The sequence below is a fragment of the Caldimonas mangrovi genome (assembly GCF_023721835.1).
Classification (GTDB): domain Bacteria; phylum Pseudomonadota; class Gammaproteobacteria; order Burkholderiales; family Burkholderiaceae_C; genus Caldimonas; species Caldimonas mangrovi.
In genome coordinates this window covers 467,952-493,755 of the sequence record NZ_JAMKFE010000003.1, presented here as the reverse complement: position 1 = coordinate 493,755, position 25,804 = coordinate 467,952, and the positions used below count along the sequence as shown (strand labels likewise).

The window sequence follows — 25,804 nt, the reverse complement described above, 5'->3', positions numbered from 1 at the left end:
GGAGCCCATCGGCTACATCCCGCCAGCCGAGGCTGAGGCAAACTACTGGCGGCATCTCGCCAATCAGGCCTCCATGGCGGAGCCCTGACTTAAACCAATCGGCCTCCGCGAAACACGGGGCGATTCACCGGAAGAGCAGGCGGTGTCCCCAGCGAGTAGGCGCTCAGCGGCAAGCGCTCCAGCCCGACAGTGCTGCTGAGGTCGACGCGGAGCACGCCGCGCGACACCATGTGCATCGCAACCTGGTAGACAACCAGGGGTGTCGTATCGAAGCTGCCGGCCAACCATCGGCAGGCTCGCAGCAGTGTGTCACCGCTCCCGCCGGCAATCTCGCTCGACATGGCCTGCGTGATACCGGCGATGTCGGTCTGGTCATAGAAGGCCAGCTGCGAGATGTCGTGATACGCCCTGACCGAGTCGTAGTTGATGTTGAACGGCTCGTTAAAGAATCGCTGGTCGAGGACCTGGAGCTCCATGCCGTTGGACCGGCAGAACTCGCGGGTGATGTCCATCAACTCCTGCTCGCGCGGAGTCAGCGTCTCGGGGTCATATTTGAAGGTGTATGGAACTTTCCAACTGCCCGCAGGCCCAGTCGTCGTGACCAGGAAGTCCAGCGTCATCACGTACGGCGTGCCATCGAGCGTCCGGGGGTGCTTGAACCCGAGGCGGCGCGCGATGCGGAAGGTCTCCATGCGGTCCAGCGGAAACTGCTCCTGAATTTCGACCACATCCTGGGCGCCTTCGAACTTCAGAAAGCACTTCCACTCACCGTCCGAGAGCAGGTGATGAACGCGCCGGGACTTGATGCCGTAGGGACGATGCGACCGCCCACTGGAAGGCACGTCCTGAATCTGCAGCCAGGGGCTGAAGTCCGCGCCAAGCCCTTGCCCGCGGCCTTCCGCGATGAAGCGTTGAACCCGAGCCTCGTCGAAGACGTAGCGCAGACGGGTCATGGTCTCCGTGCTTCCACATGGGGACGGTCCATCGACTCATCTTCGATGCTGCCCCGCAAGCGCGGGCGGAAGTCAGCTGCGCCGAGGCGGATTGGCGGGCTGGAGAGCTTGCCGCCGACCGGAGGCAGCGAGCGTTGTATTGGCAGCGAATTTGCAGCAAGCATGAGCATCCCCTGCGTCGAAACCACGCTTTGGAACACTCCACTGCTGCACTTGGCGGGTGTGAATTTTCAGCCGGCGGCCGACAGCCATCTGCGGCTGTTCAATTTCTGGAGAACTCTCCGCTCTCGCGGGTGACATTTACCTTGGACCCCTGGGCCCTGCTGCGGCAGGCGTCACAACCCTCTCACCCATCACTTTGCCAGCGACAGCAAGTAGATGGATGAATCGCCCCGGGTTTGCTAGACATCTCCGAGCCTCAAACTGAGGCCCAATAGGAGGTGCCATGAAAACGAACCAGCACTACCCGGAAGAACTCAAGATCGAGGCGGTCAAGCAGATCACCGAACGTGGGCACAAGGTCGCGGAGGTGTCGGCGCGAATCGGCGTCAGTCAGCACAGCCTGTACAAGTGGATCAAGGCCTATGGCGTGCCGGCGGCCGAGCGGCAGGCGACCAACTCGCAGGCTGAAGAGCTGCGACGATTGAAGGCCGAACTCAAGCGGGTAACCGAGGAGCGCGACATCTTAAAAAAGGCCGCAGCGTACTTTGCCAAGCAGTCCGGGTGAGGTACGCGTTCATCAAGGATCACGAGCAGCAGCACAGCGTGCGGCGCATGTGCAAAGTCATGCAGGTTCACCCGAGCGGCTTCTACGCGTGGAAGGCGGAGCCGGCGAGTCCGCGCGAGCATGACGACCGCAGGCTGCTCGGGCTCCTCAAGCACGCATGGCTGGAGAGTGGCGGCGTGTATGGGTACCGCAAGCTGACGCTCGACATGCGGGACCTCGGCGAGCGCTGCGGCAAGCATCGCGTGGCGCGACTGCTCAAGCGCGAAGGACTGCGCTCGCAGACGGGCTACCGTCGTCGGCCTGGCATGCGCGGCGGCAAGCCCACCGTGGTCGCGCCAAACCATCTGCAGCGACAGTTCTGTGTCGACGAGCCGAACCAGGCGTGGGTCACCGACATCACCTACATCCGCACGCACGAGGGCTGGTTGTATCTGGCGGTAGTCGTGGACCTGTTCTCGCGGCAGATCGTCGGGTGGTCCATGGGCAGCCGCATCGACACGACATTGGTCCTCGACGCGTTGCTCATGGCGCTGTGGCGGCGACGGCCCCAATCCTCGGTCATGCTGCACTCGGACCAGGGCTGCCAGTTCACGAGCCACGAGTGGCAGGACTTCCTGCGCGAGCACAACCTCGTATCGAGCATGAGCCGCCGAGGCAACTGCCACGACAACGCAGTGGCCGAGAGCTTCTTCCAGTTGCTCAAGCGCGAACGCATTCGTCGGCAGATCTACGCGACGCGCGCCGCAGCGAGGTCCGACGTCTTCAACTACATCGAAATGTTTTACAACGCCAAGCGTCGTCACGGCACTGCCGGCGGGACTTCGCCGGTAGAGTTCGAGCGACGTCATTCTCAACGGCTCAGGACTGTCTAGGGAATCCGGGTCGATTCAGGACTAAGTGCCAAATCGCACTAACTTTCGACGTGAATTTGTTCCCGAGACGCGTGCCCGCTCGTGGATTCCGCTCGCGTCTGCTCTGCGGTCGCTGCAACAGCGCTTCGGAACCAACGTAGCAGTCCGATTGGTGGTGTACCGCTCACGGAAGTGGACGCCCGCGTCGCGCAGTCCACCAAAAGACCCGTGCCAGACAGCGCCGTCTGCCGAAGACGGAGGGCTTCGTCGTACGTAAACGCAAGCACCCCATTGACATCGGCGGCGCGGCCTTGGTAAGATTTCCTTACCGAGCGTAAGATGCTCGTCGCCGGAGCAAATGTGGACCGAACTCTCGTTCTCGAAGCGCTACTTGCCACCCTCATGGAGGTTCAAGACCTGATGGGACAGACCTGCCCACCCCTCGGTGGCACGACGGTTCCCATCAACGAGCTGCCGATGTTCGACAGCAAGGTCTGGCCCGTCGCCTATGGGATGGTGGGCGAGAAGCTGAAGGTTGCGGTGGCGGTCGACATCAACGTGTTCCGACAGGAAAAAACCAAGATTCCTAACACCATTGACCAGACCGTGACCGCCATCCTCAAGGCCATCCAGACTAAGCCCCTCACCCCCATTTCCTCGCCGGCGCTCACGGCGACGCCGGCTCTCGCGAAGGAGACCGCATGACGACAGGCTCTGAAGACCCTCGCCAAGCACTTGCAACAAGGCTGCGCGAGGCTCGAAAACTCGCAGGCCTCTCCCAGGGCAAGGTTGCCGAGATGCTCGACATGCACCGACCGACCGTCACCGAAATCGAAAAGGGTAACCGCAAGGTCAGCGCCGAGGAGCTTGGCAAGTTCGCGGAAATCTACGACGTCAGCGTTACTTGGCTCGTGGGAGAAAGCCCCGAGAAGCTTGCAGCTAACGACCCGCGACTCGAGCTGGCCGCACGCGAGCTCAGCAAGCTCAAAACGCAAGACTTCGACCGCGTTCTTCGCCTCCTGGCGGCGATGAGGCAATCGGACCCCTCAGGGGATTGATATGGGTGCACGTCCTCTTATGTTGACACCAGCGAATCGCCGCTCGCTCTCGCGCGAAGGCATGATGGCCGCCATCCAAACGCGCATGCAGTTTGGAATGGGCGCAAACGAGCCCTTGTGCATTTACGAGCTGTGCAACAAGCTCGGCATCAAGGTTCGATTCGTCGACATCAACATAGAGGGCATGTACCGCCGAGGCGCGGACCCTCGCATCATGGTGGCGGCAAAGCGCCCCGTGGCGCGCCGCGCCTTTACCTGTGCGCACGAGCTTGGCCATCACGTCTTCGGGCACGGCTCGACGGTGGATGAACTTGAAGACGACCGGTCGAAGGACGACAGCGAGCGGCCGGAGGAAATCTTAGCCAACTCGTTTGCGGCATTCACCCTGATGCCCACGGTCGGCGTGCGCCATGCCTTCGCCTCTAGGCACTTGGCCGCCAACACGGCGACGCCCGTACAGATTTTCGGCGTAGCCTGCAACTTTGGAGTGGGTTACTCCACGCTGGTGAACCACTTGGCGTACGGCATGAACGACCTCTTGCCCGTTCGTGCGACTGAACTCCTCAAGAGCTCGCCTAAGACCATCCGCGCACAGCTTTTAGGCAAGCCAAGCGACGCTCCGCTGGTGGTTGCTGACGGGCAATGGAGTGCCAAGACTCTGGACATCGAGGTTGGTTCGCACCTGCTGCTGCCCAAGACTGTCGCGGTCGCTGAGGGCGTGATGGAACCGATTGCAGAGAACGGCTCTCAGGTTCTCTACTGCGCGGTCGCCACAGGAATTCGGCGAGCGCACGGGCCCAACGGTTGGGCGACGTTCATCCGCGTGTGCCGTGAGAGGTACGTGGGCATGGCCGCTTACCGCCATCTTGAAGATAACGACGACGAGGACGACGAGTGACTCCACTTTTCATTACCAGCGACAACCTGAGCGCGGCCTGGTCGCGCGTGTACCTGCACATCCTTGACCACCCCGGCAAGGAAATCTCGCCGCTCATCGTCAGCATTACGGGCTTCGACAAGGATGGGAGACCGCAGGAAGACGCAAGTGTGCGAGCCGCCCTGGACGCCGTGCTTACTGGGATGGAGGCAGTGAGTGTTGATGACGCTGCCTTCACTATCTTCCCCCAGCGACTTTGGCTCATGGCCCGGGGCGACCGCAAGCGCCTGTTCCAGATGTACTGCGATTGGGCATTCCCGTCATACCAAAAGAGCAATCGGAAGCTGAACGGACGTGGCCTCTACTTCGAGCGGCTCGTGAAGTTCGGGTCGGGGCCGGAGAGTGGTAACCAGCTTGAATGGATTCTGAGTCAGTACGAGAAGAGCCCTGCAATCCGTAGGTCGATGCTGCAGGCGAGCGTGTTTGACCCGGCACGCGACCACGTGGCGCAGGCCCAGGTGGTCTTTCCTTGCCTGCAGCACGTGAGTTTCCTTCCCACTAAGAATGGCCTTGCTATGAACGCCTTCTATGCGACGCAGCAACTTCTCTATCGCGCGTATGGAAACTTCCTGGGTCTGGCGCAATTGGGCGCCTTTATGGCGCATGAGATGGGAATGCCGCTCGTTCAGCTCAATCTAACGGCCGGAGTAGAGAAGCTCGATGGCATGCCCAAGACGAGCCGCAAGCTCGACTTGCTGACTGCCGCTGCACGCGCTTGTGTCTCCGCCGAAGACGCAGCCGAACAGGCGGCGCGGCCAGGTACGGCGCGCGAAGGCAAGGCCGTGGCAGCAGCATGAAGACGGTCAAGCCAAAAGGCAAAGTGTGGACGCTTCCTCGCAAGGCCGCTGGAGTCGGACCCTGCATCACGTCAGGACAGTCTTCCGTGGTCTCGGAGAACGTAGTTCACGCGCAGCCCGCAGGTGACCACTCCCACCTTGCCCCGCTGCGCGTCACCCCTGTCTACGACACCTACTGGCGCTTCGCGGCTGAGCGCCAGCGTGTCTACATGCAGCGTGTAGCGGGACTTCCGGCGCCGTGGACGAACGACCCGGTCATTTCGGTTCACAAGTTCACAAACGCATACCGGGCCTCCGACCGCGTGAGTCAGTACCTCATTCGGAACGTCATCTATCGAGATGACCTTCCGAAGTCCGCGGAGGAGGTGCTTTTTCGAACGCTCCTCTTTAAGCTTTTCAACAAGATTGAGACTTGGGAAATGCTTGAGCGGACGTTCGGCGCTGTGACGCTTGCGGACTACGACTTCACAAGATACGACCGGGTGCTGACAGGCACCAAGAACTCCGGCGAGCGCATTTACTCCGCTGCCTACATCATGCCGCCCGGGGGCTCCGCATACGGGCATGAGCTGAAGCACCAGAACCATCTGCGTTTGCTCGAACAGATGCTGTCCGACGGCTTGGCGACCAAGCTTGGAAAACTGCGAAAGATGCAAGCGGGTTTTGAGCTGCTGAAGAGCTATCCCACCATCGGTGACTTCCTAGCCTATCAGTTCATCATCGACATCAACTACACGGAGCTTACGGACTTCCCTGAGACGGAGTTCGTGGTGCCCGGGCCTGGCGCGAAAGATGGCCTGCGTAAATGCTTCTCGGACAGTGCAGGACTTAGTGAGCCGGAGTTGATTCGCTTGATGGCGGACCATCAGGAACGCGAGTTCGAGAGACTCGGCCTCAATTTCGATTCACTCTGGGGACGGCCGCTCCAGCTCATTGACTGTCAAAACCTGTTCTGCGAGGTCGACAAGTACGCGCGAGTTGCTCATCCCGAAGTTGCCGGCATTTCGGGTCGCAGTCGAATCAAGCAGAAGTTCGCTTCCTCCGGAGATGTTCCACGTCCCTGGTATCCGCCCAAATGGGGCATCAACGAGAAGATTGATGCTGATGTGCAGGTTCGCGGCTCGCGGGAGTGCGCGAAGCGCGGCGAGCGGACCTTGAAGCAGTTCGACCTAGCACTGGAGTAGGACCCATGGACCTTGACGACTATCAGCAGCGCGCTCAGGAGACCGACCGCGTTCCCTCCGGGAGCACTGGCCAAGACAAGGTCGAGCTCATGGTGCCGTTTCTAGGCCTCGCTGGCGAGGCCGGTGGCCTCCTGACCGAGTTCAAGAAGCATCTCCGTGACAGGGATGCTCACATCCTCTTTCCCGAGCGCGTGCAGGAGGAGCTTGGTGACATCCTCTGGTACGTTGCCAACATCGCTACCAAGTTTGGTCTGAGTATGAGCAAGGTGGCTTCTGCAAACCTCGACAAGACGGCGGACCGCTGGTCGGGCAGTCATTCGCTACCTTTGCCCTTCGATGACGGCGCTATAGAGCAAGAACGGTTTCCAAGGCGCTTCAGCATCGAGCTGGCCGAGGTGCATAGCGGAGGCAAGACGAAGATTCGCTGTTCGATGGATGGTGTGACCATCGGGGATGACCTGACCGATAACGCGTACGACGACGACGGGTATCGCTTCCACGACGTCTTCCATCTCGCCTACGTAGCTTACCTTGGCTGGTCACCCGTGGTTCGCAAACTTATGGGACGCAAGCGTCGAAGCGACCCGCTCAAGGATGAGGTCGAGGACGGAGGGCGAGCCCAGGTGGTCGATGAAGCAGTGTCTGCACTTGTCTTTGAATACGCGCGACACCATCGGTGGCTCGACGGCGTCGACCACCTCGACTACGAACTGCTTAAGACGGTCAAGGGTTTGACGGCTCACCTTCAAGTCAGCGAGCGGACAATGAAGGACTGGCAGGACGCCATCTTGAACGGCTTCAGAGTGTGGAGGCAAATTCGCGCAAGCCGCGGCGGCGTCATTCACATAGACCTGGACGCCCGCAGTATGGAGTGCACCGCCGCTTCTACACAGCAACTGCAGCCCGAACCCCTATGACGCTGGCCACGGCTGACATTGACGTATGACTTGTGCTCACAAGCCAGTTCTGAACACCTAGTTGAGAGGCGCGCTCGCTGACCTTCCTATGGGTGACAACGGCCGGCGCGCCGGTGTCGGCGGTGACGGTCTCGACGTCAAGAAAGGCGACTCCGTCTCCGAACGGAAGGCCCAGCGCTTTAAGGACGGCTTCCTTGGTGGCGAAGCGGCCGGCCAGCCTTTGGGCTGTTCTCTCATTGTCGCCGCACTCTTCGAGTTCCTGAGGGGTGAAAATTGTTTTCAGGTGCGCCTTCATCGTCGCGTTGAGCATGCGCGCGTACTCCGGCACGTCAACGATGTCGATGCCATGAACCACAACAAGGAAAAGCGGGCTGGGCGGGGAGCGCATAGCTCAATCTTAGTTCCGGCCAGTGACCTCCAAGAGCGCTCCGTCGGGACTTCGGCCCGCTCAAGTTCACCAGACGAGGGCCAGCCGATTAAATGCGAGGCCTCTTGTTACAATTCCGCCAACGGAGGAGAAGAAGATGACCAAAATTGCTAGCTTCGTGGTATCCGGAGAGTCCGTAGGCGTTGTCGTGGCGCAGGTCCCGGCGGACCTGAACGACCCCATCTGCATTGAATACGACCAGACCTGGAATCTGCAGTCGGGCGCAAGGGAGCCAGCCTTGCACGTGCTGCATCAACGCTGCGCAGGCTTTCTCAAGGAACAGCAAATTAGGTCTGTTGTCTTGAAAGCGAGTGCGGCTCCGCGCTCCATGGCCACCCTTGCCCTGCTTCAAAGTGCCGAGGTTCGCGGCGTCATCATGGCGGCAGCTGCGTCAGAAGCGCAGATTCAGTCCCTTGCGAAGGGGGTCGTCAGCCGAACGTACGGCGACCGCAAGGTCGACGAGTACCTGAGAGACGACACGTTCTGGCAAGACAAGGTGACTGGCAGCGGGTTGCGCAAAGGAAGCCGCGAGGCAGCAATGCTCATCATCGCCTCCCGGGAGGCTTGATGGCGACCGTCGTCCCGCCCCTGACGCTCGGGCGCAAGCTTGGCGCCGGTGCATTTGGCGAGGTGTTCGAAGGGCAAGACAGCGTCCATGGTCGTGTCGCCGTCAAGGTCATGACGCGCGCCTCTGGCGAGAGTGCGGCTGACTGGCACCAGCGTAAGGCTGGCCTGCTTGCCGAGGGTCAACGCCTGTCGGCTGCCGAACACAGGAACGTTGTTCGAGTGCACAGCATCTCCGAGGACGCTGCTGGCGACAGCATCCAGCTTTGCATGGCGTTCTGCGCTGGCGGGTCCCTGCAGGACGCATACGAAAAAGGGCCTCTACCGCTGGACACCGTCCGCGAAATCGCAACTAACGTGACACTCGGCTTGGATGCCCTCCACTCAAGGGGGATGCTGCATCGGGACATCAAGCCAGGCAACCTCCTGCGGAATGCGAGCGGCGTCGCTCTGCTGGGCGATTTCGGCTTAGTCACAGACCGTCTTCTCCATGGCTACGGCTCGATAGCTGGCTACAAGGACCATATTGCTTACGAGGTATGGTCGACTTGGGTAACAAGCGCCAAGTCGGACATCTGGGCATTGGGCATGACCCTTTATCGCCTGCTGCATGGACAGGAGTGGTACGAAGCAGGGCAGTCTCCCGCCGCAACTGTGCCCGCCGGTGGCTATGCCAACAAACTGTGCTGGCTTCCTCACATCCCCGCTGGCTGGAGGCGGATGATTCGCAAAATGCTGAACGACGACACCAGCCGGCGCTACCAATCCGCACAGCAGGTGCTCAGCGCACTTTCGACCTTGGAGACGCCGCGATGGACCGCGAAGGTCGATACTGACTGGGTCCGCTGGGAGCTTGCGATAGGCGACCGCTTGAAGGTGGTGGAGTGGTCCTGGCAATCGCCACGAAAGCACGAATGGACCGCGTGGTCCGAACCACTAGGCACAACGGGGAGGAAGAGAACCTTGGGCGGCTCTTCTGCCGCCCAGGCGCGCAGTAAGACTCTCAGCGAACTCGAAGACTTCTTCGAGCGGGCTTAGCGCCGACTCGGCCGTAGGTGTCGCGGCAACAAGTAGGCACCCGACGGGTCGAAAACAGCTGGCGTACGGCCCCCAAACGCCTTCAAGGCCGCGGCTCGCCGCCCCTCAGCGCAGTGGTAGCAGTAGGCTTGACTAGCTGCCACACCTTCTTCTGGCAGCCACGAGCGTCCGCAAAAGCAGCAAATCGGCGACGAAACAGCAAGTGACGTTGACGTTCTTCGCATGCGCCCTCTCCTTGCCCAGGCCGCAGCTGAGGCGGCCATATCTGTTTATTTGTACAGTATAGGTACCGACAAGCAACCTTACAAGCGGCCCTGTTTCGCACAGAAAGGCAAGGCCGAACTTTTTCAGCATGGAGGTTTGACCAGCCTCATGCCTTCGCCGGTGCCAGCCTTCTCCGGCCCGCACGACACGTCCCCGCGGAGTTCGACACTTCCAATTGCGGGCAGTGCGCGACGACACAGGCACCTCCGGGCTCATGAACAAGCTGTACTTGGCAACCGCAGCAATGTCGGAAGCGACAGGCTTAAGGGAGCGTTGGCGGGAGCCGTCTTAGAACGGGGGGTCGCTGCGTAAAGGCACGGTGCTTAGAAGCCGCCCCGCTTGCAGCTTGGTTAGCGCCTATGTTTCGCCACCCCGGACTCACAGTAAACGGCTTTGTTCCGCGGTAAGCAACTTCGTTTGCAGTAAGCGCGACTGTTTCCCGCGCACAAAAATGAATCGAACGACGCCCCCCTCACTCCACCGTCACGCTCTTCGCCAAGTTCCGCGGCTTGTCCACGTCCGTCCCCCGCGCACACGCCGTGTGATACGCCAGCAACTGCAGCGGCACCACGTGCAGGATGGGCGACAGCGGGCCGTAGTGCTCGGGCATGCGGATCACATGAATGCCGGGCTCGCTCTCGATGTGGGTGTCGGCGTCGGCAAACACGAACAGCTCGCCGCCGCGGGCGCGCACTTCCTGCAGGTTGCTCTTCAGCTTTTCCAGCAGCGTGTCGTTGGGCGCCACGGTCACCACCGGCATCGCGGCGGTCACCAGGGCCAGCGGGCCGTGCTTCAGCTCGCCGGCGGGGTAGGCCTCGGCGTGGATGTAGCTGATTTCCTTGAGCTTCAGCGCACCTTCCAATGCAATGGGGTAGTGCAGGCCGCGGCCCAGGAACAGCGCATTTTCCTTGCGGGCGAACTCTTCGGCCCAGGCGATCACCTGGGGCTCCAGCGCCAGCACGGCCTGCAGCGCCACGGGCAGGTGGCGCATGGCCTTCACGTGGGCGGCTTCCTGCTCGTCGGTCAGGTGGCCGCGCACCTGGGCCAGTGCCAGCGTCAGCAAGAACAGGCCGGCCAGTTGCGTGGTGAAGGCCTTGGTCGACGCCACGCCGATCTCCACGCCGGCGTGGGTGATGTAGGCCAGCTTGCACTCGCGCACCATGGCGCTGGTGGCCACGTTGCAGATGGTCAGCGTGTGGGGCATGCCCAATGCGCGGGCGTGCTTCAGCGCGGCAATGGTGTCGGCCGTCTCACCCGACTGCGAAATGGTGACCACCAGCGTCTTGGGGTGGGGCACGCTGTCGCGGTAGCGGTATTCGCTGGCAATCTCCACGCTGGTGGGGATCTTGGCGATCGACTCGAGCCAGTACTTGGCGGTAGAGCCGGCGTAGTAGCTGGTACCGCACGCCAGAATGAGCACCTGCTCGATGTCCTTGAACACCGCATAGGCGCCGTCGCCGAACAGCTCGGGGGTGATGCTCTCGACACCCGACAACGTGTCACCCACGGCGCGCGGCTGCTCGAAGATCTCTTTCTGCATGTAGTGACGGTACGGGCCTAGCTCGGCCGCGCCGGTGTGCGCCTGCACGGTGCGCACCGGGCGCTCGACGCGGGCATACCGGCCGCGCACCTCGGCGCCGTGGGCCGATTCGATCCAGTACTTGCCGAGCTGCAGGTCGACCACGTCGCCTTCTTCTAGGTAGATGATCTGGTCGGTCACGCCGGCCAGCGCCATCGCATCGGAAGCGAGGAAGTTTTCGGTCGCGCCTTCCATGGTGCCCACGCCCAGCACCAGCGGCGAGCCTTCGCGCGCACCCACCACACGGTGCGGTTCGTCGCGGCAGAACACGGCAATGGCGTAAGCGCCCTTGAGTTGCAGCGTGGCGCGCTTCACGGCGTCGAACAGGTCGCCGTCGTACAGCTGGTCGATCAGGTGGGCGATGACCTCGGTGTCGGTCTGGCTGGTGAAGACATAACCCTTGGCCCTCAGTTCAGCGCGCAGCTCGTCGTGGTTTTCGATGATGCCGTTGTGCACCAGCGCAATGCGGCCGGGCCGCGCGGTATAGGCGTCTTCGCCGGGGCCATGCGAAAAGTGCGGGTGGGCGTTGTGCACCGCGGGCGCGCCGTGCGTGGCCCAGCGGGTGTGGGCGATGCCGGTGAACCCTTCGACGCGGTCGGCGGCCACCAGGGTGTCCAGCTCGGCCACGCGAGACGTGCTGCGCGATCGGCGCAGTTCGCCCGCCTGGTGCACGGCCACGCCGCACGAGTCATAGCCGCGGTATTCCAGGCGCTTCAGGCCTTCGATGAGGATGGGGACGATGTTGCGCTGGCTGACTGCGCCGACGATGCCGCACATAAGGGGCTCCTGCGGAAAAAGACGAAATGGATGCGAAGTGGCGCGATGGTAGGCAGGGGGCACGGAAATTTTCTTGCAAAATTCCATCGTTCACGGTGAAATCAATCACCACCTTACGTTGGCGCGTGTTTCATTCATTTTTGTTCTTGTTGTGCAACAAAACGCCACCCCACCCCCTCAACTGGATGCCCTGGACCTGCGCCTGCTGGAACAGCTGCAGCGCGACGCCTCGCTCAGCAACCAGGCCCTGGCCGAAAAAGTGCACGTGTCGCCGGCCACCTGTTTGCGGCGCGTGAAGCGGCTGGTGGACAGCGGCGTCATCGAGCGCCAAGTGGCGCTGTTGTCGCCCGACAGGCTGGGCGCCGGGCTGATCGCCATCGTTGAAATCACCTTGGACCACCAGGCCGCCGACCGCCTCGAAGCCTTCGAGGCGCGCGCCGCGGCAGAGCCGGCCGTGCAGCAGTGCTACCGCACGTCCAGCGGGCCCGACTTCGTGCTGGTGGTGCAGGTGCGCGACATGGACGCCTACCACGCGCTGGTGCGGCGGCTGTTCACCAGCGACGCGAACGTGCGCAACGTCAAAACCTACTTTTCGGTGAAGCGCGCGAAGTTCGAGCCGGCCATCGCGCTGCCGGCCCGGCCTTGAACTCCCCCCGGTGCGGCCCACCCGGCGCGGGCGCTGGCCGCACGGGGCCGGTGAACCGGCGGCACGGCTCACGCGTTTGGGCGACGAAAACTGGTGGCCAACGGCGCAAATGAAACGTCGAGCGTAACGAGTCGAATCTCTCTTCGCTTGCGCATCGGTCGCTTCGCCTCTGTAACGCCACCCGTGGATGTTCTCTTCAGCATCCACCCCCGGCTTGGCATGGACACTGCTTGATGGCCGACCCGGCCCCAGCGAACCGCTGACCGTCCCGGCATGCCGCCACACCGGCATCGCCCACAAGAAAACAACCAGGAGTACCCACGCGTGACCCGCACAGCAGCCGCCAGCCAGACCTCGACACGCCGGGTCTCGACCTTCATCACCCTGGCCTTCGCGGTCGCTGCGCTGAGCGCCTGCGGGGGCAGCGGTGGGGGTGGCTCAGAGCACGAAACCGGTGGCTCTGCTCCCACCCCTGCACCGGCCCCGCCTGCACCTGCTCCGGCCCCCGGCGCCGGCACAGACGAGCCGGTGCTCGAGACGCCGGCGCCTGCGCCCTCGCCTGCATTGCCCTCTAGCGGTGCCGCAGCCGCGCCGCCGTTGCCGCCTGATCAACGCCTGCCGCTGAGCGTCGACCTGAGCCGCCCCGGCGCGGCGGTGCAGCCGGTCGCCGCCACCGCATCGTCCACCGCGAACCAGGGCAACAGCGCTGCCAAGGCGATCGACGGCAGCACGGCCACCCGCTGGGAAAGCGCCCACACCGGCAACGAATGGATCCAGTTCGACTTCGGTGGCAAGACGCAGCTCGGCTACATGAAGCTGGTGTGGGAGGCGGCCTACGGGAAGGAATATGCGATCGAAACGTCCGACGACGGCAGCACCTGGTACCAGCTGCGCTACGTCACCGGCGCCAAGGGCGGCACGGAAGAGTTCTACAACCTCGATGCCAACGTCCGCTACGTGCGTGTACGAGGCACCCAGCGGGGCACGCAATACGGTTATTCGCTGTTCGAGGTCGCGTTCAAGGGCCCGGGCAGCGGCAACTCGCTGCGTGCGCTGGCCACCTCGCCTGAAAGGTACCCCCCGGTCGGGGCCGCGCTGGCGCCCGAGCCTGCCGCAGGGGCGCCGCTCGAGATGGTGCAGTTCTCGTTGCCCAACGGGGCCTTGGTGACCCGCTTCGGCATGGTGGGCCGGTCGCGCCACGCACGCGAGCGCGGCGAAGACTGGAACGAAGCCGGCTACGGCCCGAACGACACCGTCGACGCCTCCGGCAGGCCGGTCGACAAGGGGCCCGGGGCGCACCTGAACTTCGTGGCGAACTACTTCAAGAACCGCACCTGGGGCGTGGAGTTCATCGACGACAGCAAAGTGGCCGGCGTGACCCGCCCGAAGCTGATCGTCAACCAATACTTTCCGCAGGCACAACGGGGCGGCGGCCTGGTCTTCGTTCGCCGCTTCGATTCCCCGAACGTCACCGGCTTCGGCTGGATGTCCCCGGGCGACCTGCTCGACGACTCGACCTACACCGCGGGGCTGAACAACGTTGCGGCCTGCCCCGTCGTACCCAAGCCACCGGCCGGGGCATTGCGTCGCCCCAGCAGCGGCTACAACGGGGTCATCGGCGCCAACGACGGCTGCAGCGTGGTGTTCGACAACTACCCCGGGCACACCGCCATCGCCCCCGATGCCAACGGCGTTCTCGTGCCCAATGGCGTGAACGTGCCGTCGCGCGCGCTCAGGGCCGGCGACGTCATCGAGTTCTCCAGCTCGTTCTTCTCGACGCGAGCAGCGATGGACGCGCTCGGCGACAGCGGTGCCTTTCGCTACTACACCAACGAGCTGACCTACGTGGTGGGCGAAGGCCTCAGGCCGTGGTACGGCGTGCAACCGCGGCTGATGAACGCGCCCTTGCCGCTCGACACCTTGTCGGGCGGGCTGGGCTCGGTGTCGTACGACTATGCCGACAACGCGCAGTTCATGTTCCAGCAGCCGCTCAACCACATCGGCATGCAGAACATGCAGCGCTTCATGGAAGGCCGCCGCTGGATCCACACCAACCTCTGGACCGGCGACCACACCGAGCCCGGCAATGACCGCAACGACGCGGCCGTTCGCTTGCAAGGGCCGCGCTTCAACCAGACGTCCTGCTTTGCGTGCCACATCAACAACGGGCGCAGCGTTGCACCCAGCGTCATCAACCAGCGGCTCGACACCATGGCCGTGCGCACGGCGACCGTCGACGGCAGCGGCAAGCAGCAGCCTCACCCGATCTACGGCCTGGCGGCACAGATGAATGCGCGGTCCGTCACCACCGGCCAGCTCGAAGACTGGGGCACCAGCGTTCGCGTGTCGGGGTTCGACGTCAAGACCGTCACGCTGGCCGACGGCACCGCCGTAGAGCTGCGCAAACCCAGGGTCTCGTTCGACGGCCCGCTGCCGCAGCGGTATTCGCTGCGCAGCGCGCAACCGATGATCGGCGTCGGCCTGCTCGAAGCCGTCACCGACGCCGAGATCCTTTCCCGCGTTCGCTCCACCCCGGACCAGGACGGCGTCAAGGGCCAGGCGAACTATGCCTACGACCCCGAGACCGGTGCCGTGCGCCTGGGTCGCTTCGGCTGGAAGGCGTCCAAGGTCAGCCTGCGCCACCAGGCTGCATCGGCCGCGCTGCTCGACATGTCGGTCACCTCGCCGGTCTACCCGAACCGCGACTGCCTGGCCGGGCCGGCCAACTGCACGCCGGCGAAGGTTGAAAAGGGGCTGTCGGAAGAAGACCTCACCTTGATCACCCGCTACCTCCGTTTGCTGGCGGTGCCGGCGCAACGCAGCGTGGCCAGCGGCTTTCCGAACGGCGTGGCGCCGCTTTGGTATCTGGACGTCAACCCCGCCCAGGTCGCCGCCGGTGCGAGGGTCTTCGACACCATGCGCTGCACGGCGTGCCATGTCAGCTCCATGCGAACGGGCAACCTGTCGGAAATGGCCGAACTGCGCAACCAGACGATCAAGCCCTACACGGATCTGCTACTGCACGACATGGGGCCCGATCTGGCCGACAACTTCGTCGAGGGCCGAGCCACCGGCAACATGTGGCGCACCCCGCCTCTGTGGGGCATCGGCTACACGGAGGCGGTGGCGGCCAGCAAGAATGCGCCGGTCGGGTATCTCCACGACAGCCGCGCGCGCACGCTGGTCGAAGCCATCCTCTGGCACGGCGGCGAGGCCACCGTGAGCCGCCAGCGGTTCCAATCGCTGTCCCCAGAGGATCGGGAGGCCGTGTTGGCGTTCCTTCGCTCGCTGTAGGCCGATCAGCGGTAAGGCCCGGGCAGGGCCCCGGCCCGGCTCACGTGCTGCGCAGCAGCCGTGACGCAGGGGCCCATGGCCCGTCGAACCCCGGAAACACGCGCGACAGCGCGTCGTCGCCCACGGCCAGGTGCCGCTCCAGCACGGCACCCAGCACATGCCTGAAGTCGGTCGTCACCGCCAGGTCGCGGCCGTCGGCCAGGGCCGCCCGGTCCAGCCCGGGCCAGTCGCCCAGCACCTGCCCGCCCGACACGGCCCCGCCCAGCAACCACATCACGTTGCCCCGCCCATGGTCGGTGCCACCGGTGCCGTTCTGGGCCACGGTGCGCCCGAACTCGCTCATCACGACGATCACGGTGTGCTGCAGGGCGTCGCCCAGGCCGCGCGCCAGCGCGTCCAGGCCATCGCCCAGCTGACCCAGCTTGGTGGCGAGCTGCCCGCGGCTGGCGCCTTGCGCGGCGTGCGTGTCCCACCCGCCCACCGACGTGAAGGCCAGTTGCGTGTGAGCGTCGTTGCGAATCAGACGACCCAGGCGGAAGGCGTCGGCGGCAAAGCTGCGCGGTGGCGGTGCGCCGTTGTCGGCATTCGGGTCCATCGAGCGTTCGCCGGCCATCGGCGGCCCCATCGCCGCGCTCGAATCGGCTTCGCCCTGCGCCAGGCTGCGTTTCATCTCGCTGCGGCTGCCGGTGGCGTCGCGATAGACCTTGCCCAGCACGGGATCGTTGGCATACAACCGGCTGAGCGCGGCCTGCATCCGGGCATCGTCGATGGCCCGCTCTTGCAGGGCCCGCGGGCCGGTGCCCAGCGACGCCACGCTGCCAGGTCCGGAAAAGATGCGAGCAGGGACGGTCCCCATGCTCACCGCGCGCGTCGGCGCGCTCGGGCCCGGCAGCGCCGCCAGCAGCCGGTTCATCCAGCCGTCGGGGGTGGCCTTGCGGCCCGGCGTGCCGGTTTCCATGTATTCCTGGGCGTCGAAATGCGAGCGCGTGCTGTCGGGCGAGCCGCTGGCATGCACGAAGCCCAGCGCACCCTGGTCCCAATAGGGCTTGAGCCGGCTCAACGCGGGGTGCAGACCGAAGTGCGCATCGAGCGCGAGCACGCCGTCTTCGGCGCCGGGCGCCGGCAGCGCCAGCGTGGGGCGTGCCTCGGCGTATTGGCGGTCGGCGTAGGGCACCACCACGCTGAGCCCGTCGACGGCGCCGCGCAGCATCACCACCACCAGTTTGCGGGGGCGGCCGTCGCTTGCAGCGGCGGCCGCGCCAAGCGGCAGCAGGCTCCATCCGGCCAGCGCGGCCGAGCGCATCAAGAGTTCGCGTCGTTGCATGGGGGCTCCCGGTTCAGCAGCGCATGAAATCGGGGCTGGCCAGCAGCAGCGCCGTCTGCAAGGCGGGCGGCTCGGCGGCGACGGCGGCGCGCGTGGCCGGGCCCACGGTGGGGCCCAATGTGTCCAGCAAAGCCGGCATGGCCGGGTGGCGCCGCGCCAGAGCGCGCGCAAACTGCACGCGCTGGGTCAGCCCTTCGGGGTTCATCCAGGCAGCCGCGGTGTTCTTGTAGCCGTCGGGCGTGGTGGCGCCGTACAAGGGCATGCCGGCCTGCTTCAGCCACCCGAGCAGCGGCTGCACGTCGCTGAAGTCGGCGCCCACGGCGCGCAGCGACGACAGCAGGTACTGGTAAGGCGTCTTGAACTTGGCCGCCCAGGCCTGCGGTTGCCAGAACTCGTCGGCCGAGAGCATCTCTTTCATCACGGCCTTCAGCTGGCCGCCGCTGGCGGTGTATCGCTGCGCCATGCGCTGCACCAGCGCGGGCGGCGGCTGGTCGGCCACAAAAGCCTGCGCGAGCTTGTAGCTCAGGTGGTGCGCCGTGGCAGGGTGAGCCGCCAGGATGTCGAGCGCCTTCTCACCTTCCGCCTCGCCTGCCGGCTCGATCGTGTGCCCCAGCCAGTGCTTGACGCCCCGGTCGTGGCGCTTCGCATTGAACCGGAACGCGGAGCCGCCGGCCCCGGTGCGGGTGCCGTCGGGGTCCACGGTCCAGCCGGTCAGGATGCGGGCGAGCTCGGTCACGTCCTGCTGCCGGTAGCCGCCGTCGACGCCCAGCGTGTGCAGCTCCATCAATTCGCGCGCGTAGTTCTCGTTCAAGCCGGCCGGGCCCGAACGCGCCGACGGCGAACCCGGCGCGACGCTGCGGTTGTTGTCGAGGTAGACCAGCATGGCCGGGTGGTGTGCCACCGCGCCCAGCATGGCCCGAAAGCTGCCGAGCACGTGGGGCCGGATCGCCTCGCGCTCGTAGTTGCCCACCAGCGCGTTCACGAGGCCCTTGTTGTGGAAGACGTTGAAGTGGTTGAACCAGAAGTCCACCAGCACTTCTTCCAGTTGCGCCGGGCTGTGCAGTGCGCGCGCGAAGCGTGCGGTCGCAGCTTGCAGCAGCACCGGGCGCACCGAAGCGCCGACACCGCCCGCCTTCACCGGAGCCGCCATGTCGCGGCCCTGCGGCTGGGCTTTGCGGCGTTCTTCCTGCACCGCGCGGCGTGCCTCGCGATACCGGCCGATCAGCTCGGCCTGGCCGAGCGGCAGCGTGTCCAGCAGCGCGAGCCGCTCTTGCAGCGCAACCGGGTGTGCCAGCCGGTCGGGTTCGAGCTGCTCTTCGATGAAGCGTCCCAGCCATCGCTCGGGGCCCAGCGCGTGCACCGCTGCCGCGTCCCCCGGGCGGGGCCCGAACGCCAGGCGGTTGAGCGCATGCCAGGCGCGCTCGCCGAGCGCCAGGGGGCTGCTGGCTGCGGTGGCGGGGCGCACCCCCAGCGGCCCGGCTGCGGCCAGGGCCGCACTGCCGAAGAGCCAACGGCGTCTGCTGATCATCTGGCGCTCCCACGCATTTCAGTCACCCGCACAGGATGGCTGAAAACCCATGCCCGATGATGTCCCACACGTAAAGCAGCGGGCCCCGAGGTGTGTCTGCCTATTGCGACTGCCCGCTGCCTGCGGGCGGGTCAGCGGGCAGCACGGCCGCGCAGGCCGGGCACAGGCAGGCACGACGGCGCGCCGCTTCGGGGATGCGCGCCAGCTGCGCCCGGTCGATCGTGGCCTGCGTGCACCAGCACGGCAGCGCCGGGTCAGCGGCGCCGGGCGAGCCGGCCATCACGCACTGGTTGGACGCGCCGCACAAGGGGCAGCACGTCGGGTCCACGGCGTCGGCCGGCACAGGCTCGCCCATGGCTCAACCTGCCTTGGGCGCCTTCTGCGGCCGCTTCCAGCCGGGCAACGTGACCTGCTTGGCCCGTGCCACCGTCAGCTCGCCGGCCGGGGCGTGCTTGGCGATCGTGCTGCCGCCGCCGATGGTGGCGCCGGCGCCGATGGTGACGGGCGCCACCAGCACGCAGTTGGAGCCGACGTGCACGTCGGCTTCGATCACGGTGCGGTGCTTGTTGGCGCCGTCGTAGTTGGCGGTGATGCTGCCGGCACCGTAGTTGACGCGCTCGCCCACGGTGGCGTCGCCCAGGTAGGCCAGGTGGTTGGCCTTGGCGCCGCGCGCCAGGGTGGAATTCTTCACCTCGACGAAGTTGCCGATGTGCACCTCGGCGCCCAGGTCGGCCCCGGGGCGCAGCCTGGCGAACGGGCCCACCAGCGCGCCCTCGCCCACCTTGGCGCCCTGCTGCTCGCCGTCGATGTGCGTGAACGGATGGATCACCGCGCCCGCGGCGATGTGGGCGTTCTTGATGACACAGTGCGCGCCGATGCGAACGCCGTCGCCCAGGGTGACGGTGCCTTCGAAGATGCAGTTGACGTCGATGTCGACGTCGGTGCCGCACTGCAGCGTGCCGCGCAGGTCGAAGCGGGCCGGGTCGGCCAAGCGCACGCCGGCTTCCATCAGCCGGTCGGCCTGCTGGCGCTGATAGCGCCGCTCCAGGTCGGCCAGTTGCGCGGGGCTGTTGACGCCCAGCACCTCGGTTTCGCTGCGCGGGTGGGCGGCCACCACCGGCACGCCGTCGGCCACCGCCATCGCCACCACGTCGGTCAGGTAGTACTCGCCTTGTGCGTTGTCGTTGCGCAGCCGGCCCAGCCACTGCTTCAGGCGCTCGGTGGGCACCGCCATCATGCCGGTGTAGATTTCGCGGATGCGGCGCTGCTCGGGCGTGGCGTCCTTGTGCTCGACGATGCCCAGCACGTCGCCGTCGGCGGCATCACCGCGGCGCACGATGCGGCCGTAGCCGGTGGGATCGTCCAGTGCGAGGGTCAGCAGCGCCAGGCGCTTGCCGGCGCAGGCCTCGACCAGCGCACGGGCGGTCTCGGGCTCGATCAGCGGCACGTCGCCGTTGAGGATCAGCGTGGTGCCTGCGGCCGAGAGCGCCGGCACCGCCTGCTGCACCGCATGGCCGGTGCCGAGCTGCGGCTCCTGGCGCACGAAGTGCAGGCCCGGCAATTGCAAGGACTCCCGGATCGAGGTTTCCACCTGCGCCGCGCCATGGCCGGTGATCACCAGGATGCGGTCTGCCCCCACGCTCGCAGAGGTCTGCACGACATGCTGCAATAAGGAGCGTCCCCCCACGGTGTGCAGCACTTTCGGGCGGGTGGACTTCATGCGGGTGCCCTTGCCCGCGGCCATGATGACGACGTCGAGTGCCATGCCGGTGTTTGGAGGTGTTCGTTGAAATCAGTCGTTGCAAACGCGTGTCGATCCCCCCGGGGGAACCGGGAAACGCCCGGACGGCCCGGCGGTTTCCTGGCAGGCATTATCGGCGCCCCACGTGGGCGGGTGGCCCCCCTGCTTGCGGTGCTGGCCGCCGCGCTGCTGGCCGGGTGCAGTACCCTGCGCCTGGCTTACGAGCAGGGCCCGCGCCTGGCCTACTGGTGGCTGGACCCTTACGTCGACTTCAACGACGCGCAAAAGCAGCAGGCCCGGCACGACCTGGCGCAGTGGTTCGAGTGGCATCGCCGCACGCAGCTGCCGCTGTATGCGCAAGCGCTGTCGCGCGCGCAGCGCGACGCGGCCCAGGACGGCCATGCGGCGCAAGCCTGCCGCTGGTGGGACGAAGTGCAGCAGTGGCGCGACGGCGCTTTCGAGCAGGTGTTGCCGAAGGCCGCCGAACTGGCGCTGACGCTGACGCCGGCCCAGATCGACCACCTGCAACAGCACTACGCAAAGACCAACCGCAAGTTCCGCGACGAGTTTCTGCAGGCCGACCCGGACGTGCGCCGCCGCGAAGCGCTCAAGCGCACGGCCGAACGGGCCGAACGCTTCTACGGCCGGCTCGACGACACCCAGCGGCACTGGGTGGCGCAGAAGCTCGCCGCCTCGCCCTTCGACCCGCAGCTGTGGCTGCAGGAGCGTCAGCGCCGCCAGCAAGACATCGTGCACACGCTGCGCTCGCTGCAGCAACAGCGGGCGACCCCCGAGCAGGCACGCGAGGCGATACGCGACGTCTACCGGCGCACGGTGAGTTCACCGAACGAGGCCTATCGCAGCTATGCACAAGCGCTCACGGCCTACAACTGCGAGTTCGTCGCGCAGCTGCACAACCGCACATCGGCCGAGCAGCGGCGCACGGCGGTCGAGCGTCTGCGCGGTTGGGAAAGCGACCTGCGCGCGCTGGCCGAGACCGACGCGCGCGTCGGCGGCACGCCGCGCAAGGGCGACCAGCTCAGCGCGCTGGAGCGCTAGCGGCCGGCTCCGCGCTTGCCGCAGCCGCGGCCTTGTCTGCGTTGGGCTGGATCTCGATGCGCACCCGCCGCGGGCTGATCGCCGGCCGCGGGAAGTCTTTCATCGCGGCCTCGAACAGCGCGGCGCGGATCGGGTCGTCGGCCCAGCGGCCGTCGTGCTTGGCGTGGGTTTCGTACAGCACCTTCTGCGTCTTGGCGTCGCGGATCAGCACCGCCGCGTCGAACACGTAGTAAGGCGAAGGCATGCTCCAGCCCAGGCCGATGCCGACGCCCGAGCGCATGCCACGGCCATAGAAGAGGCTGCTGCCGTAGCCCCAGGGGTAAGGGTCGTCCCAGGGGGCGCGGTCGTAGTAGGTCTGGCCCAGGCCGACCTGGATGGTGACGTCGCCGCTGCCCTGCCCGGCCAGCTTGAAGCCGGCTTGCTGCAAGGCCGGCAACGCGAGTTTTTCGATCTTGGCCTGCGCATCCGGATTGGCCTGCTGCGACGGCAGGCGCTCGAACGTGAAGCTGCCGGGCTGGCGCGATTCGGGCCACTCGGTGTAGCTGCGCACGTCGCTTTCGACCAGCCGCACGGTGGAGCAACCGGCCATCACGGCCACGGCCGTCGCCGCGAGCAGCGTCTTCCAGATCGGCATCTCAGGTCTCCCGGTCAGTCATTCGTCGAGCTTCAGGCGCACCACCGACGTCGAAGGCGGGGCGCAATCGTCGTCATCGTCGAATGCCTTGTCACCCGCAGCATCCGGCGTGCCGGTGGGTTGGAGGCCGGCAAAGGGGTACAGGTTCCGGTCCATCAGATGCGAAGGCACGACGTTTTGCAACGCACTGAACATGTTCTCGACGCGGCCCGGGAACTTCTTGTCCCATTCGCGCAGCATCGTCTTGATCTGCTTGCGCTGCAGGTTTTCCTGGCTGCCGCACAGCGTGCACGGAATGATGGGGAATTGCCGGTGCGCTGCCCAGCGCTCGAGGTCGACCTCGTTCACATAGGCCAGCGGGCGGATCACCACGTTCTTGCCGTCGTCGCTGACCAGTTTGGCCGGCATGCCCTTGAGCTTGCCGCCGAAGAACATGTTGAGGAAGAAGGTCTGCAGCATGTCGTCGCGGTGGTGGCCCAGCGCGATCTTGGTGGCCCCCAGTTCGCCGGCCACGCGGTACAGCGCGCCGCGGCGCAGGCGCGAGCACAGGCTGCACATGGTCTTGCCCTCGGGCACCACGCGCTTGACGATCGAATAGGTGTCCTGCTCCTCGATGTGGAAGGGCACGCCGCGGCCCTTCAGGTAGTCGGGCAGCACGTGCTCGGGAAAGCCCGGCTGCTTCTGGTCGAGGTTGACGGCGACCAGGTCGAAGTGCACCGGCGCGCGCTGCTGCAGGCTCAGCAGGATATCGAGCAGCGCGTACGAGTCCTTGCCGCCCGAGACGCACACCATCACCTTGTCGCCCGGCTCGATCATGTTGAAGTCGCCGATCGCCTGGCCGACGAGGCGGTGCAGCCGCTTGCCGAGCTTGTGGTTCTCGAAGGCCTCCTTGTCGGCCTTCCTGCCGTGGGTGGGGTCCTGCAGCACGGCACTCATGGCTGCGCCTCCGTCTTCAAGTGGAACACCTCGACGCCGACGGCGTCGCAATCGGGGTAGACGTCGGGCTTCTGTGTCGACACGCGCACCGCCTTCACGTGCGGGTGCGCCAGCATCAGGCGCGCGACGTCGTCGCACAGCGTTTCCTGCAGGTGCACGTGGCCCTGCTTGATGCGCTGAGCGATGCTGCGCCTCATGAAGTCGTAGTCGACCACTTCTTCGAGCTGATCGTCCTTCGGCGTCGAGTAGGCCAGCGGGATGTACAGATCGACGTTGATCAGCACGCGCTGCTCTCCGCGCTTCTCGAAGTCGTGCACGCCGATGTTGATCCACACCTCGTAGTTGGACAGGAACAGGCGCCTGCAATTCATCAGGCTCGGGTGGTTCAGCATGCTTTGCATATCAGTCGTCCTTCGGTGCTGCGGCACCTTCGGCGAGGAACATCACGTCGCGCGGCTGCGCGCAGAGGTGCTGGCCGCCGTCGACCAGCAAGGTGGTGCCGGTGATGGCGGGCGATTCGATCAGGAAACGCACCGCGCGTGCCACATCGGCCGGGGTCGACGAGCGGCGCAGCGGCGTCAGCTGGTGCGCCGCGTCGAACTGCGTCGGACTCATCGGCCCGGACACGAGCGTGACGCCGGGCGCGACACCCGCCACGCGCAGCGCGGGCGCGAGCGACTGCGCCAGCAGCGTCGTGGCGGCTTCGAGCGCCGCCTTCGACAGCGTGTACGAAAAATAGTCGGGATTCGGGTTCCAGAGCTTCTGGTCGAGCAGGTTGACGACGCACCCCTGTGCGCCGCGGGCATCCACATGCGCATGCAGCGCCTGCGCCAGCAGCACCGGTGCGGCGGTGTTGGCGCGCCAGTGGCGCTCCATCGCGGCATGGCCGAAACCGGCGATGTCGTCGTACTCGAACAGCGAAGCGTTGTTGACGACCGCATCGACACGGCCGAAGCGCTGCACCACCGCCGGCAGCAGTGCCTTGCAGCCAGCCTCGTCGGCGAGGTCGGCTGCGAAAGCGTCGGCCTGCGCGCCCAGCTGCTGCAGCGCCTGAACGCAGGACCGCGCGTCAGCCTCGGAATGGCGATAGTGCACCGCCACGTCGAAGCCGCCCCGCGCCAGCTCGAGCGCAATGTCGCGCCCGAGCCGCTTGGCGGCACCGGTCACGAGCACGACAGGGCGAGTTGGCGACGACATGCTTTCTACAATGCGGCAATGCACCACGAAGAACCTGTCAGTGTACCGGCCAGCCCCTCGGCAGAGTTGCCCGGGCGTATTTGCCGGGCCATCGCCGATGCGGGCGGCTGGCTGCCGTTCGACCGGTTCATGGAAATGGCGCTGTACACCCCCGGGCTGGGCTACTACGCCAACCCGAGCCGCAAGTTCGGGGCCCTGCCCGGCTCGGGCAGCGACTTCGTCACGGCGCCCGAGCTGACGCCGCTGTTCGGCCAGGCGCTGGCGCGCCAGGTGCGGCAGGCGCTCACGGCCACCGGCACCTCGCAGGTGTGGGAGTTCGGCGCCGGCTCGGGCATGCTGGCAGCGCAGCTGCTGCAGTCGCTGGGCAGCGCCTGTACCGGCTATCACATCGTCGACCTGTCGGGCGTGCTGCGCGAGCGGCAGCGCGAGACGATCGCCCGGCTGGCGCCCGAAGCCGCCGGGCGTGTGCAGTGGCACGACCGCCTGCCGGAAGAGATACGCGGTGTGGTGGTCGGCAACGAGGTGCTCGACGCGATGCCGGTGCAACTGCTGCACTTCGACGGCTCGCAGTGGCTGGAGCGCGGCGTCGTCGCGCACGGCGACAACGGCTTCGCATGGGGCGACCGGCCGACGGCATTGCGCCCGCCGGTCGAAGGCCCTCACACACCCGGCACGACGACCGAAGTCCACCTGCAGGCCGATGCCTTCCTGCGCACGCTGGGCGCGCTGCTGACGCGCGGCGCCGCCTTTTTCCTCGACTACGGTTTCCCCGAGCGCGAGTACTACCACCCGCAGCGCAGCGGCGGCACGCTGATGTGCCACCACGCTCATCGCGCCGACACCGACCCGCTGGCCGACGTGGGGTACAAGGACATCACCGCACACGTCAATTTCACCGGCGTTGCGCTGGCCGGCCAGGACGCCGGTCTGCAGGTGATCGGCTACACGTCGCAGGCGCGCTTTCTGATCAACTGCGGGCTGCTCGACCTGCTGCCGCCTGCCGAGGCACAGGACGCCGCGCGGCTGCGCCAGGTGGCGGCGGTGCAGAAGCTGGTCGCCGAGCATGAGATGGGCGAGCTGTTCAAGGTGATCGGTTTCTGCCGCGGCGCGGCGCTCGACGATGCGCTCGGTTTCGCCGACGGCGACCGCACCCACACCCTCTGAAGAAAGCCACGGATGTTGCGCTGGATGCTGGTCGTCGTGCTCGTGCTCGTGCTGTTCAACGGGCTGCGCCCGTGGCTCGAGAAGATCGGCCTGGGCCGCCTGCCCGGCGACCTGCACTTCAAGCTGGGCGGGCGCGAATGGCACTTGCCGATCGCCACCACGGTGCTGCTGAGCTTCCTGGCGATGCTGATCAGCAAGCTGTTCTGAC

Annotated in this window: 25 protein-coding genes; 14 read left to right on the top strand and 11 right to left on the bottom strand. The window is 65.7% G+C overall.

Annotation, left to right across the window (positions count from 1 at the left end):
* Positions 1-89: 89 nt before the first annotated feature.
* A complete protein-coding gene (locus M8A51_RS07410) occupies positions 90-953 on the bottom strand; it encodes a TnsA endonuclease N-terminal domain-containing protein (RefSeq protein ID WP_251777552.1) in 864 nt (287 codons plus the stop codon).
* 445 nt (positions 954-1,398) lie between these two features.
* On the opposite strand from M8A51_RS07410, the gene M8A51_RS07405 reads away from it, so the two are divergent.
* The 7 genes from M8A51_RS07405 to M8A51_RS07375 all read left to right on the top strand — a co-directional run bounded on the left by M8A51_RS07405 (position 1,399) and on the right by M8A51_RS07375 (position 7,424).
* A protein-coding gene (locus M8A51_RS07405; protein WP_251777551.1) for an IS3 family transposase occupies positions 1,399-2,552 on the top strand; the annotation gives its coding sequence in 2 pieces (ribosomal slippage) (positions 1,399-1,636 and positions 1,636-2,552; 1,155 coding nt in all).
* Between the two features lie 318 nt (positions 2,553-2,870).
* Complete coding sequence (locus M8A51_RS07400) at positions 2,871-3,236, top strand: hypothetical protein (protein WP_251777550.1); 366 nt, start codon at positions 2,871-2,873, stop codon at positions 3,234-3,236.
* On the top strand, positions 3,233-3,589 hold the full coding sequence (locus M8A51_RS07395; protein WP_251777549.1) for a helix-turn-helix domain-containing protein: 357 nt from the start codon (positions 3,233-3,235) through the stop codon (positions 3,587-3,589). The genes M8A51_RS07400 and M8A51_RS07395 overlap by 4 nt, the downstream gene beginning before the upstream one ends.
* Before the next feature lie 64 nt (positions 3,590-3,653).
* A complete protein-coding gene (locus tag M8A51_RS07390) occupies positions 3,654-4,487 on the top strand; it encodes an ImmA/IrrE family metallo-endopeptidase (RefSeq protein WP_251777548.1) in 834 nt (277 codons plus the stop codon).
* Positions 4,484-5,323 (top strand): thymidylate synthase family protein, encoded by an 840-nt coding sequence (locus tag M8A51_RS07385; RefSeq protein WP_251777547.1) that lies wholly within the window; start codon positions 4,484-4,486, stop codon positions 5,321-5,323. Before M8A51_RS07390 ends, M8A51_RS07385 begins: the two co-directional genes overlap by 4 nt.
* Positions 5,320-6,507, top strand: coding sequence for a nucleotide kinase domain-containing protein (locus M8A51_RS07380; RefSeq protein WP_251777546.1), 1,188 nt, complete (start codon positions 5,320-5,322; stop codon positions 6,505-6,507). The genes M8A51_RS07385 and M8A51_RS07380 overlap by 4 nt, the downstream gene beginning before the upstream one ends.
* A 5-nt stretch (positions 6,508-6,512) precedes the next feature.
* Positions 6,513-7,424 carry a nucleoside triphosphate pyrophosphohydrolase family protein gene (locus M8A51_RS07375; RefSeq protein ID WP_251777545.1) on the top strand — a complete coding sequence of 304 codons (912 nt, stop codon included), beginning with the start codon at positions 6,513-6,515 and terminating at the stop codon, positions 7,422-7,424.
* On the opposite strand, the gene acpS is transcribed toward M8A51_RS07375, so the two are convergent.
* On the bottom strand, positions 7,393-7,812 hold the full coding sequence (acpS, locus tag M8A51_RS07370; protein ID WP_251777544.1) for a holo-ACP synthase: 420 nt from the start codon (positions 7,810-7,812) through the stop codon (positions 7,393-7,395). The two genes, M8A51_RS07375 and acpS, sit on opposite strands and share 32 nt — an antisense overlap.
* A 136-nt stretch (positions 7,813-7,948) precedes the next feature.
* Here acpS and M8A51_RS07365 point away from each other — a divergent pair, with 136 nt between their 5' ends.
* Positions 7,949-8,419, top strand: coding sequence for a hypothetical protein (locus M8A51_RS07365; protein ID WP_251777543.1), 471 nt, complete (start codon positions 7,949-7,951; stop codon positions 8,417-8,419).
* On the top strand, positions 8,419-9,453 hold the full coding sequence (locus M8A51_RS07360; RefSeq protein ID WP_251777542.1) for a serine/threonine-protein kinase: 1,035 nt from the start codon (positions 8,419-8,421) through the stop codon (positions 9,451-9,453). The genes M8A51_RS07365 and M8A51_RS07360 overlap by 1 nt, the downstream gene beginning before the upstream one ends.
* A gap of 736 nt (positions 9,454-10,189) precedes the next feature.
* Here the strand turns inward: M8A51_RS07360 and glmS are convergent.
* On the bottom strand, positions 10,190-12,073 hold the full coding sequence (gene glmS, locus M8A51_RS07355; RefSeq protein ID WP_251777541.1) for a glutamine--fructose-6-phosphate transaminase (isomerizing): 1,884 nt from the start codon (positions 12,071-12,073) through the stop codon (positions 10,190-10,192).
* A 151-nt stretch (positions 12,074-12,224) separates the two neighbouring features.
* On the opposite strand from glmS, the gene M8A51_RS07350 reads away from it, so the two are divergent.
* Positions 12,225-12,719 (top strand): Lrp/AsnC family transcriptional regulator, encoded by a 495-nt coding sequence (locus M8A51_RS07350; protein WP_251777540.1) that lies wholly within the window; start codon positions 12,225-12,227, stop codon positions 12,717-12,719.
* Positions 12,720-13,043: 324 nt separating this feature from the next.
* Entirely contained in the window at positions 13,044-16,013 is a 2,970-nt protein-coding gene (locus tag M8A51_RS07345) for a di-heme oxidoredictase family protein (RefSeq protein WP_251777539.1), read from the top strand.
* Between the two features lie 40 nt (positions 16,014-16,053).
* Here the strand turns inward: M8A51_RS07345 and M8A51_RS07340 are convergent, their stop codons facing one another.
* From M8A51_RS07340 to glmU, 4 genes are all read right to left on the bottom strand, one after another.
* On the bottom strand, positions 16,054-17,337 hold the full coding sequence (locus M8A51_RS07340) for a DUF1501 domain-containing protein (RefSeq protein ID WP_251777538.1): 1,284 nt from the start codon (positions 17,335-17,337) through the stop codon (positions 16,054-16,056).
* Between the two features lie 13 nt (positions 17,338-17,350).
* Entirely contained in the window at positions 17,351-18,865 is a 1,515-nt protein-coding gene (locus M8A51_RS07335; RefSeq protein ID WP_251777537.1) for a DUF1800 domain-containing protein, read from the bottom strand.
* Between the two features lie 100 nt (positions 18,866-18,965).
* The gene (locus M8A51_RS07330) at positions 18,966-19,220 is read right to left on the bottom strand and encodes a cysteine-rich CWC family protein (protein WP_251777536.1); all 255 of its coding nucleotides are present in this window, start codon (positions 19,218-19,220) and stop codon (positions 18,966-18,968) included.
* A gap of 3 nt (positions 19,221-19,223) precedes the next feature.
* Positions 19,224-20,630, bottom strand: coding sequence for a bifunctional UDP-N-acetylglucosamine diphosphorylase/glucosamine-1-phosphate N-acetyltransferase GlmU (gene glmU / locus M8A51_RS07325; protein ID WP_251777535.1), 1,407 nt, complete (start codon positions 20,628-20,630; stop codon positions 19,224-19,226).
* Positions 20,631-20,759: 129 nt separating this feature from the next.
* Here glmU and M8A51_RS07320 point away from each other — a divergent pair, with 129 nt between their 5' ends.
* Positions 20,760-21,665 (top strand): DUF6279 family lipoprotein, encoded by a 906-nt coding sequence (locus M8A51_RS07320; RefSeq protein ID WP_251777534.1) that lies wholly within the window; start codon positions 20,760-20,762, stop codon positions 21,663-21,665.
* Here the strand turns inward: M8A51_RS07320 and M8A51_RS07315 are convergent.
* The 4 genes from M8A51_RS07315 to M8A51_RS07300 are packed head-to-tail and all read right to left on the bottom strand — an operon-like array spanning position 21,646 to position 24,432.
* On the bottom strand, positions 21,646-22,299 hold the full coding sequence (locus tag M8A51_RS07315; protein ID WP_251777533.1) for a DUF4136 domain-containing protein: 654 nt from the start codon (positions 22,297-22,299) through the stop codon (positions 21,646-21,648). The genes M8A51_RS07320 and M8A51_RS07315 overlap by 20 nt on opposite strands.
* Positions 22,300-22,317: 18 nt before the next feature.
* Positions 22,318-23,235: a tRNA 2-thiocytidine(32) synthetase TtcA gene (ttcA, locus tag M8A51_RS07310; RefSeq protein ID WP_251777532.1), complete on the bottom strand. Its 918-nt coding sequence runs from the start codon at positions 23,233-23,235 to the stop codon at positions 22,318-22,320.
* Positions 23,232-23,636 carry a dihydroneopterin aldolase gene (locus M8A51_RS07305; RefSeq protein WP_251777531.1) on the bottom strand — a complete coding sequence of 135 codons (405 nt, stop codon included), beginning with the start codon at positions 23,634-23,636 and terminating at the stop codon, positions 23,232-23,234. Before M8A51_RS07305 ends, ttcA begins: the two co-directional genes overlap by 4 nt.
* 1 nt (position 23,637) lies before the next feature.
* Positions 23,638-24,432 carry an SDR family oxidoreductase gene (locus tag M8A51_RS07300; RefSeq protein WP_251777530.1) on the bottom strand — a complete coding sequence of 265 codons (795 nt, stop codon included), beginning with the start codon at positions 24,430-24,432 and terminating at the stop codon, positions 23,638-23,640.
* Positions 24,433-24,450: 18 nt separating this feature from the next.
* Between M8A51_RS07300 and M8A51_RS07295 the strand changes: the two genes are divergently transcribed.
* Both M8A51_RS07295 and M8A51_RS07290 read left to right on the top strand, forming a co-directional pair.
* Positions 24,451-25,596: a class I SAM-dependent methyltransferase gene (locus M8A51_RS07295; RefSeq protein WP_251777529.1), complete on the top strand. Its 1,146-nt coding sequence runs from the start codon at positions 24,451-24,453 to the stop codon at positions 25,594-25,596.
* 12 nt (positions 25,597-25,608) lie between these two features.
* On the top strand, positions 25,609-25,803 hold the full coding sequence (locus M8A51_RS07290) for a DUF2905 domain-containing protein (protein WP_251777528.1): 195 nt from the start codon (positions 25,609-25,611) through the stop codon (positions 25,801-25,803).
* Position 25,804: the final 1 nt, after the last annotated feature.

Coding starts and splice junctions, on each gene's coding strand:
- M8A51_RS07315 (WP_251777533.1), bottom strand. CDS start 22,299: ATGCCGATCTGGAAGACGCTGCTCGCGGCGACGGCCGTGGCCGTGATG.
- M8A51_RS07400 (WP_251777550.1), top strand. CDS start 2,871: ATGCTCGTCGCCGGAGCAAATGTGGACCGAACTCTCGTTCTCGAAGCG.
- acpS (WP_251777544.1), bottom strand. CDS start 7,812: ATGCGCTCCCCGCCCAGCCCGCTTTTCCTTGTTGTGGTTCATGGCATC.
- M8A51_RS07360 (WP_251777542.1), top strand. CDS start 8,419: ATGGCGACCGTCGTCCCGCCCCTGACGCTCGGGCGCAAGCTTGGCGCC.
- glmU (WP_251777535.1), bottom strand. CDS start 20,630: ATGGCACTCGACGTCGTCATCATGGCCGCGGGCAAGGGCACCCGCATG.
- M8A51_RS07395 (WP_251777549.1), top strand. CDS start 3,233: ATGACGACAGGCTCTGAAGACCCTCGCCAAGCACTTGCAACAAGGCTG.
- M8A51_RS07375 (WP_251777545.1), top strand. CDS start 6,513: ATGGACCTTGACGACTATCAGCAGCGCGCTCAGGAGACCGACCGCGTT.
- M8A51_RS07300 (WP_251777530.1), bottom strand. CDS start 24,432: ATGTCGTCGCCAACTCGCCCTGTCGTGCTCGTGACCGGTGCCGCCAAG.
- ttcA (WP_251777532.1), bottom strand. CDS start 23,235: ATGAGTGCCGTGCTGCAGGACCCCACCCACGGCAGGAAGGCCGACAAG.
- M8A51_RS07365 (WP_251777543.1), top strand. CDS start 7,949: ATGACCAAAATTGCTAGCTTCGTGGTATCCGGAGAGTCCGTAGGCGTT.
- M8A51_RS07390 (WP_251777548.1), top strand. CDS start 3,654: ATGGCCGCCATCCAAACGCGCATGCAGTTTGGAATGGGCGCAAACGAG.
- M8A51_RS07335 (WP_251777537.1), bottom strand. CDS start 18,865: ATGATCAGCAGACGCCGTTGGCTCTTCGGCAGTGCGGCCCTGGCCGCA.
- glmS (WP_251777541.1), bottom strand. CDS start 12,073: ATGTGCGGCATCGTCGGCGCAGTCAGCCAGCGCAACATCGTCCCCATC.
- M8A51_RS07340 (WP_251777538.1), bottom strand. CDS start 17,337: ATGCAACGACGCGAACTCTTGATGCGCTCGGCCGCGCTGGCCGGATGG.
- M8A51_RS07290 (WP_251777528.1), top strand. CDS start 25,609: ATGTTGCGCTGGATGCTGGTCGTCGTGCTCGTGCTCGTGCTGTTCAAC.
- M8A51_RS07380 (WP_251777546.1), top strand. CDS start 5,320: ATGAAGACGGTCAAGCCAAAAGGCAAAGTGTGGACGCTTCCTCGCAAG.
- M8A51_RS07295 (WP_251777529.1), top strand. CDS start 24,451: ATGCACCACGAAGAACCTGTCAGTGTACCGGCCAGCCCCTCGGCAGAG.
- M8A51_RS07410 (WP_251777552.1), bottom strand. CDS start 953: ATGACCCGTCTGCGCTACGTCTTCGACGAGGCTCGGGTTCAACGCTTC.
- M8A51_RS07330 (WP_251777536.1), bottom strand. CDS start 19,220: ATGGGCGAGCCTGTGCCGGCCGACGCCGTGGACCCGACGTGCTGCCCC.
- M8A51_RS07305 (WP_251777531.1), bottom strand. CDS start 23,636: ATGCAAAGCATGCTGAACCACCCGAGCCTGATGAATTGCAGGCGCCTG.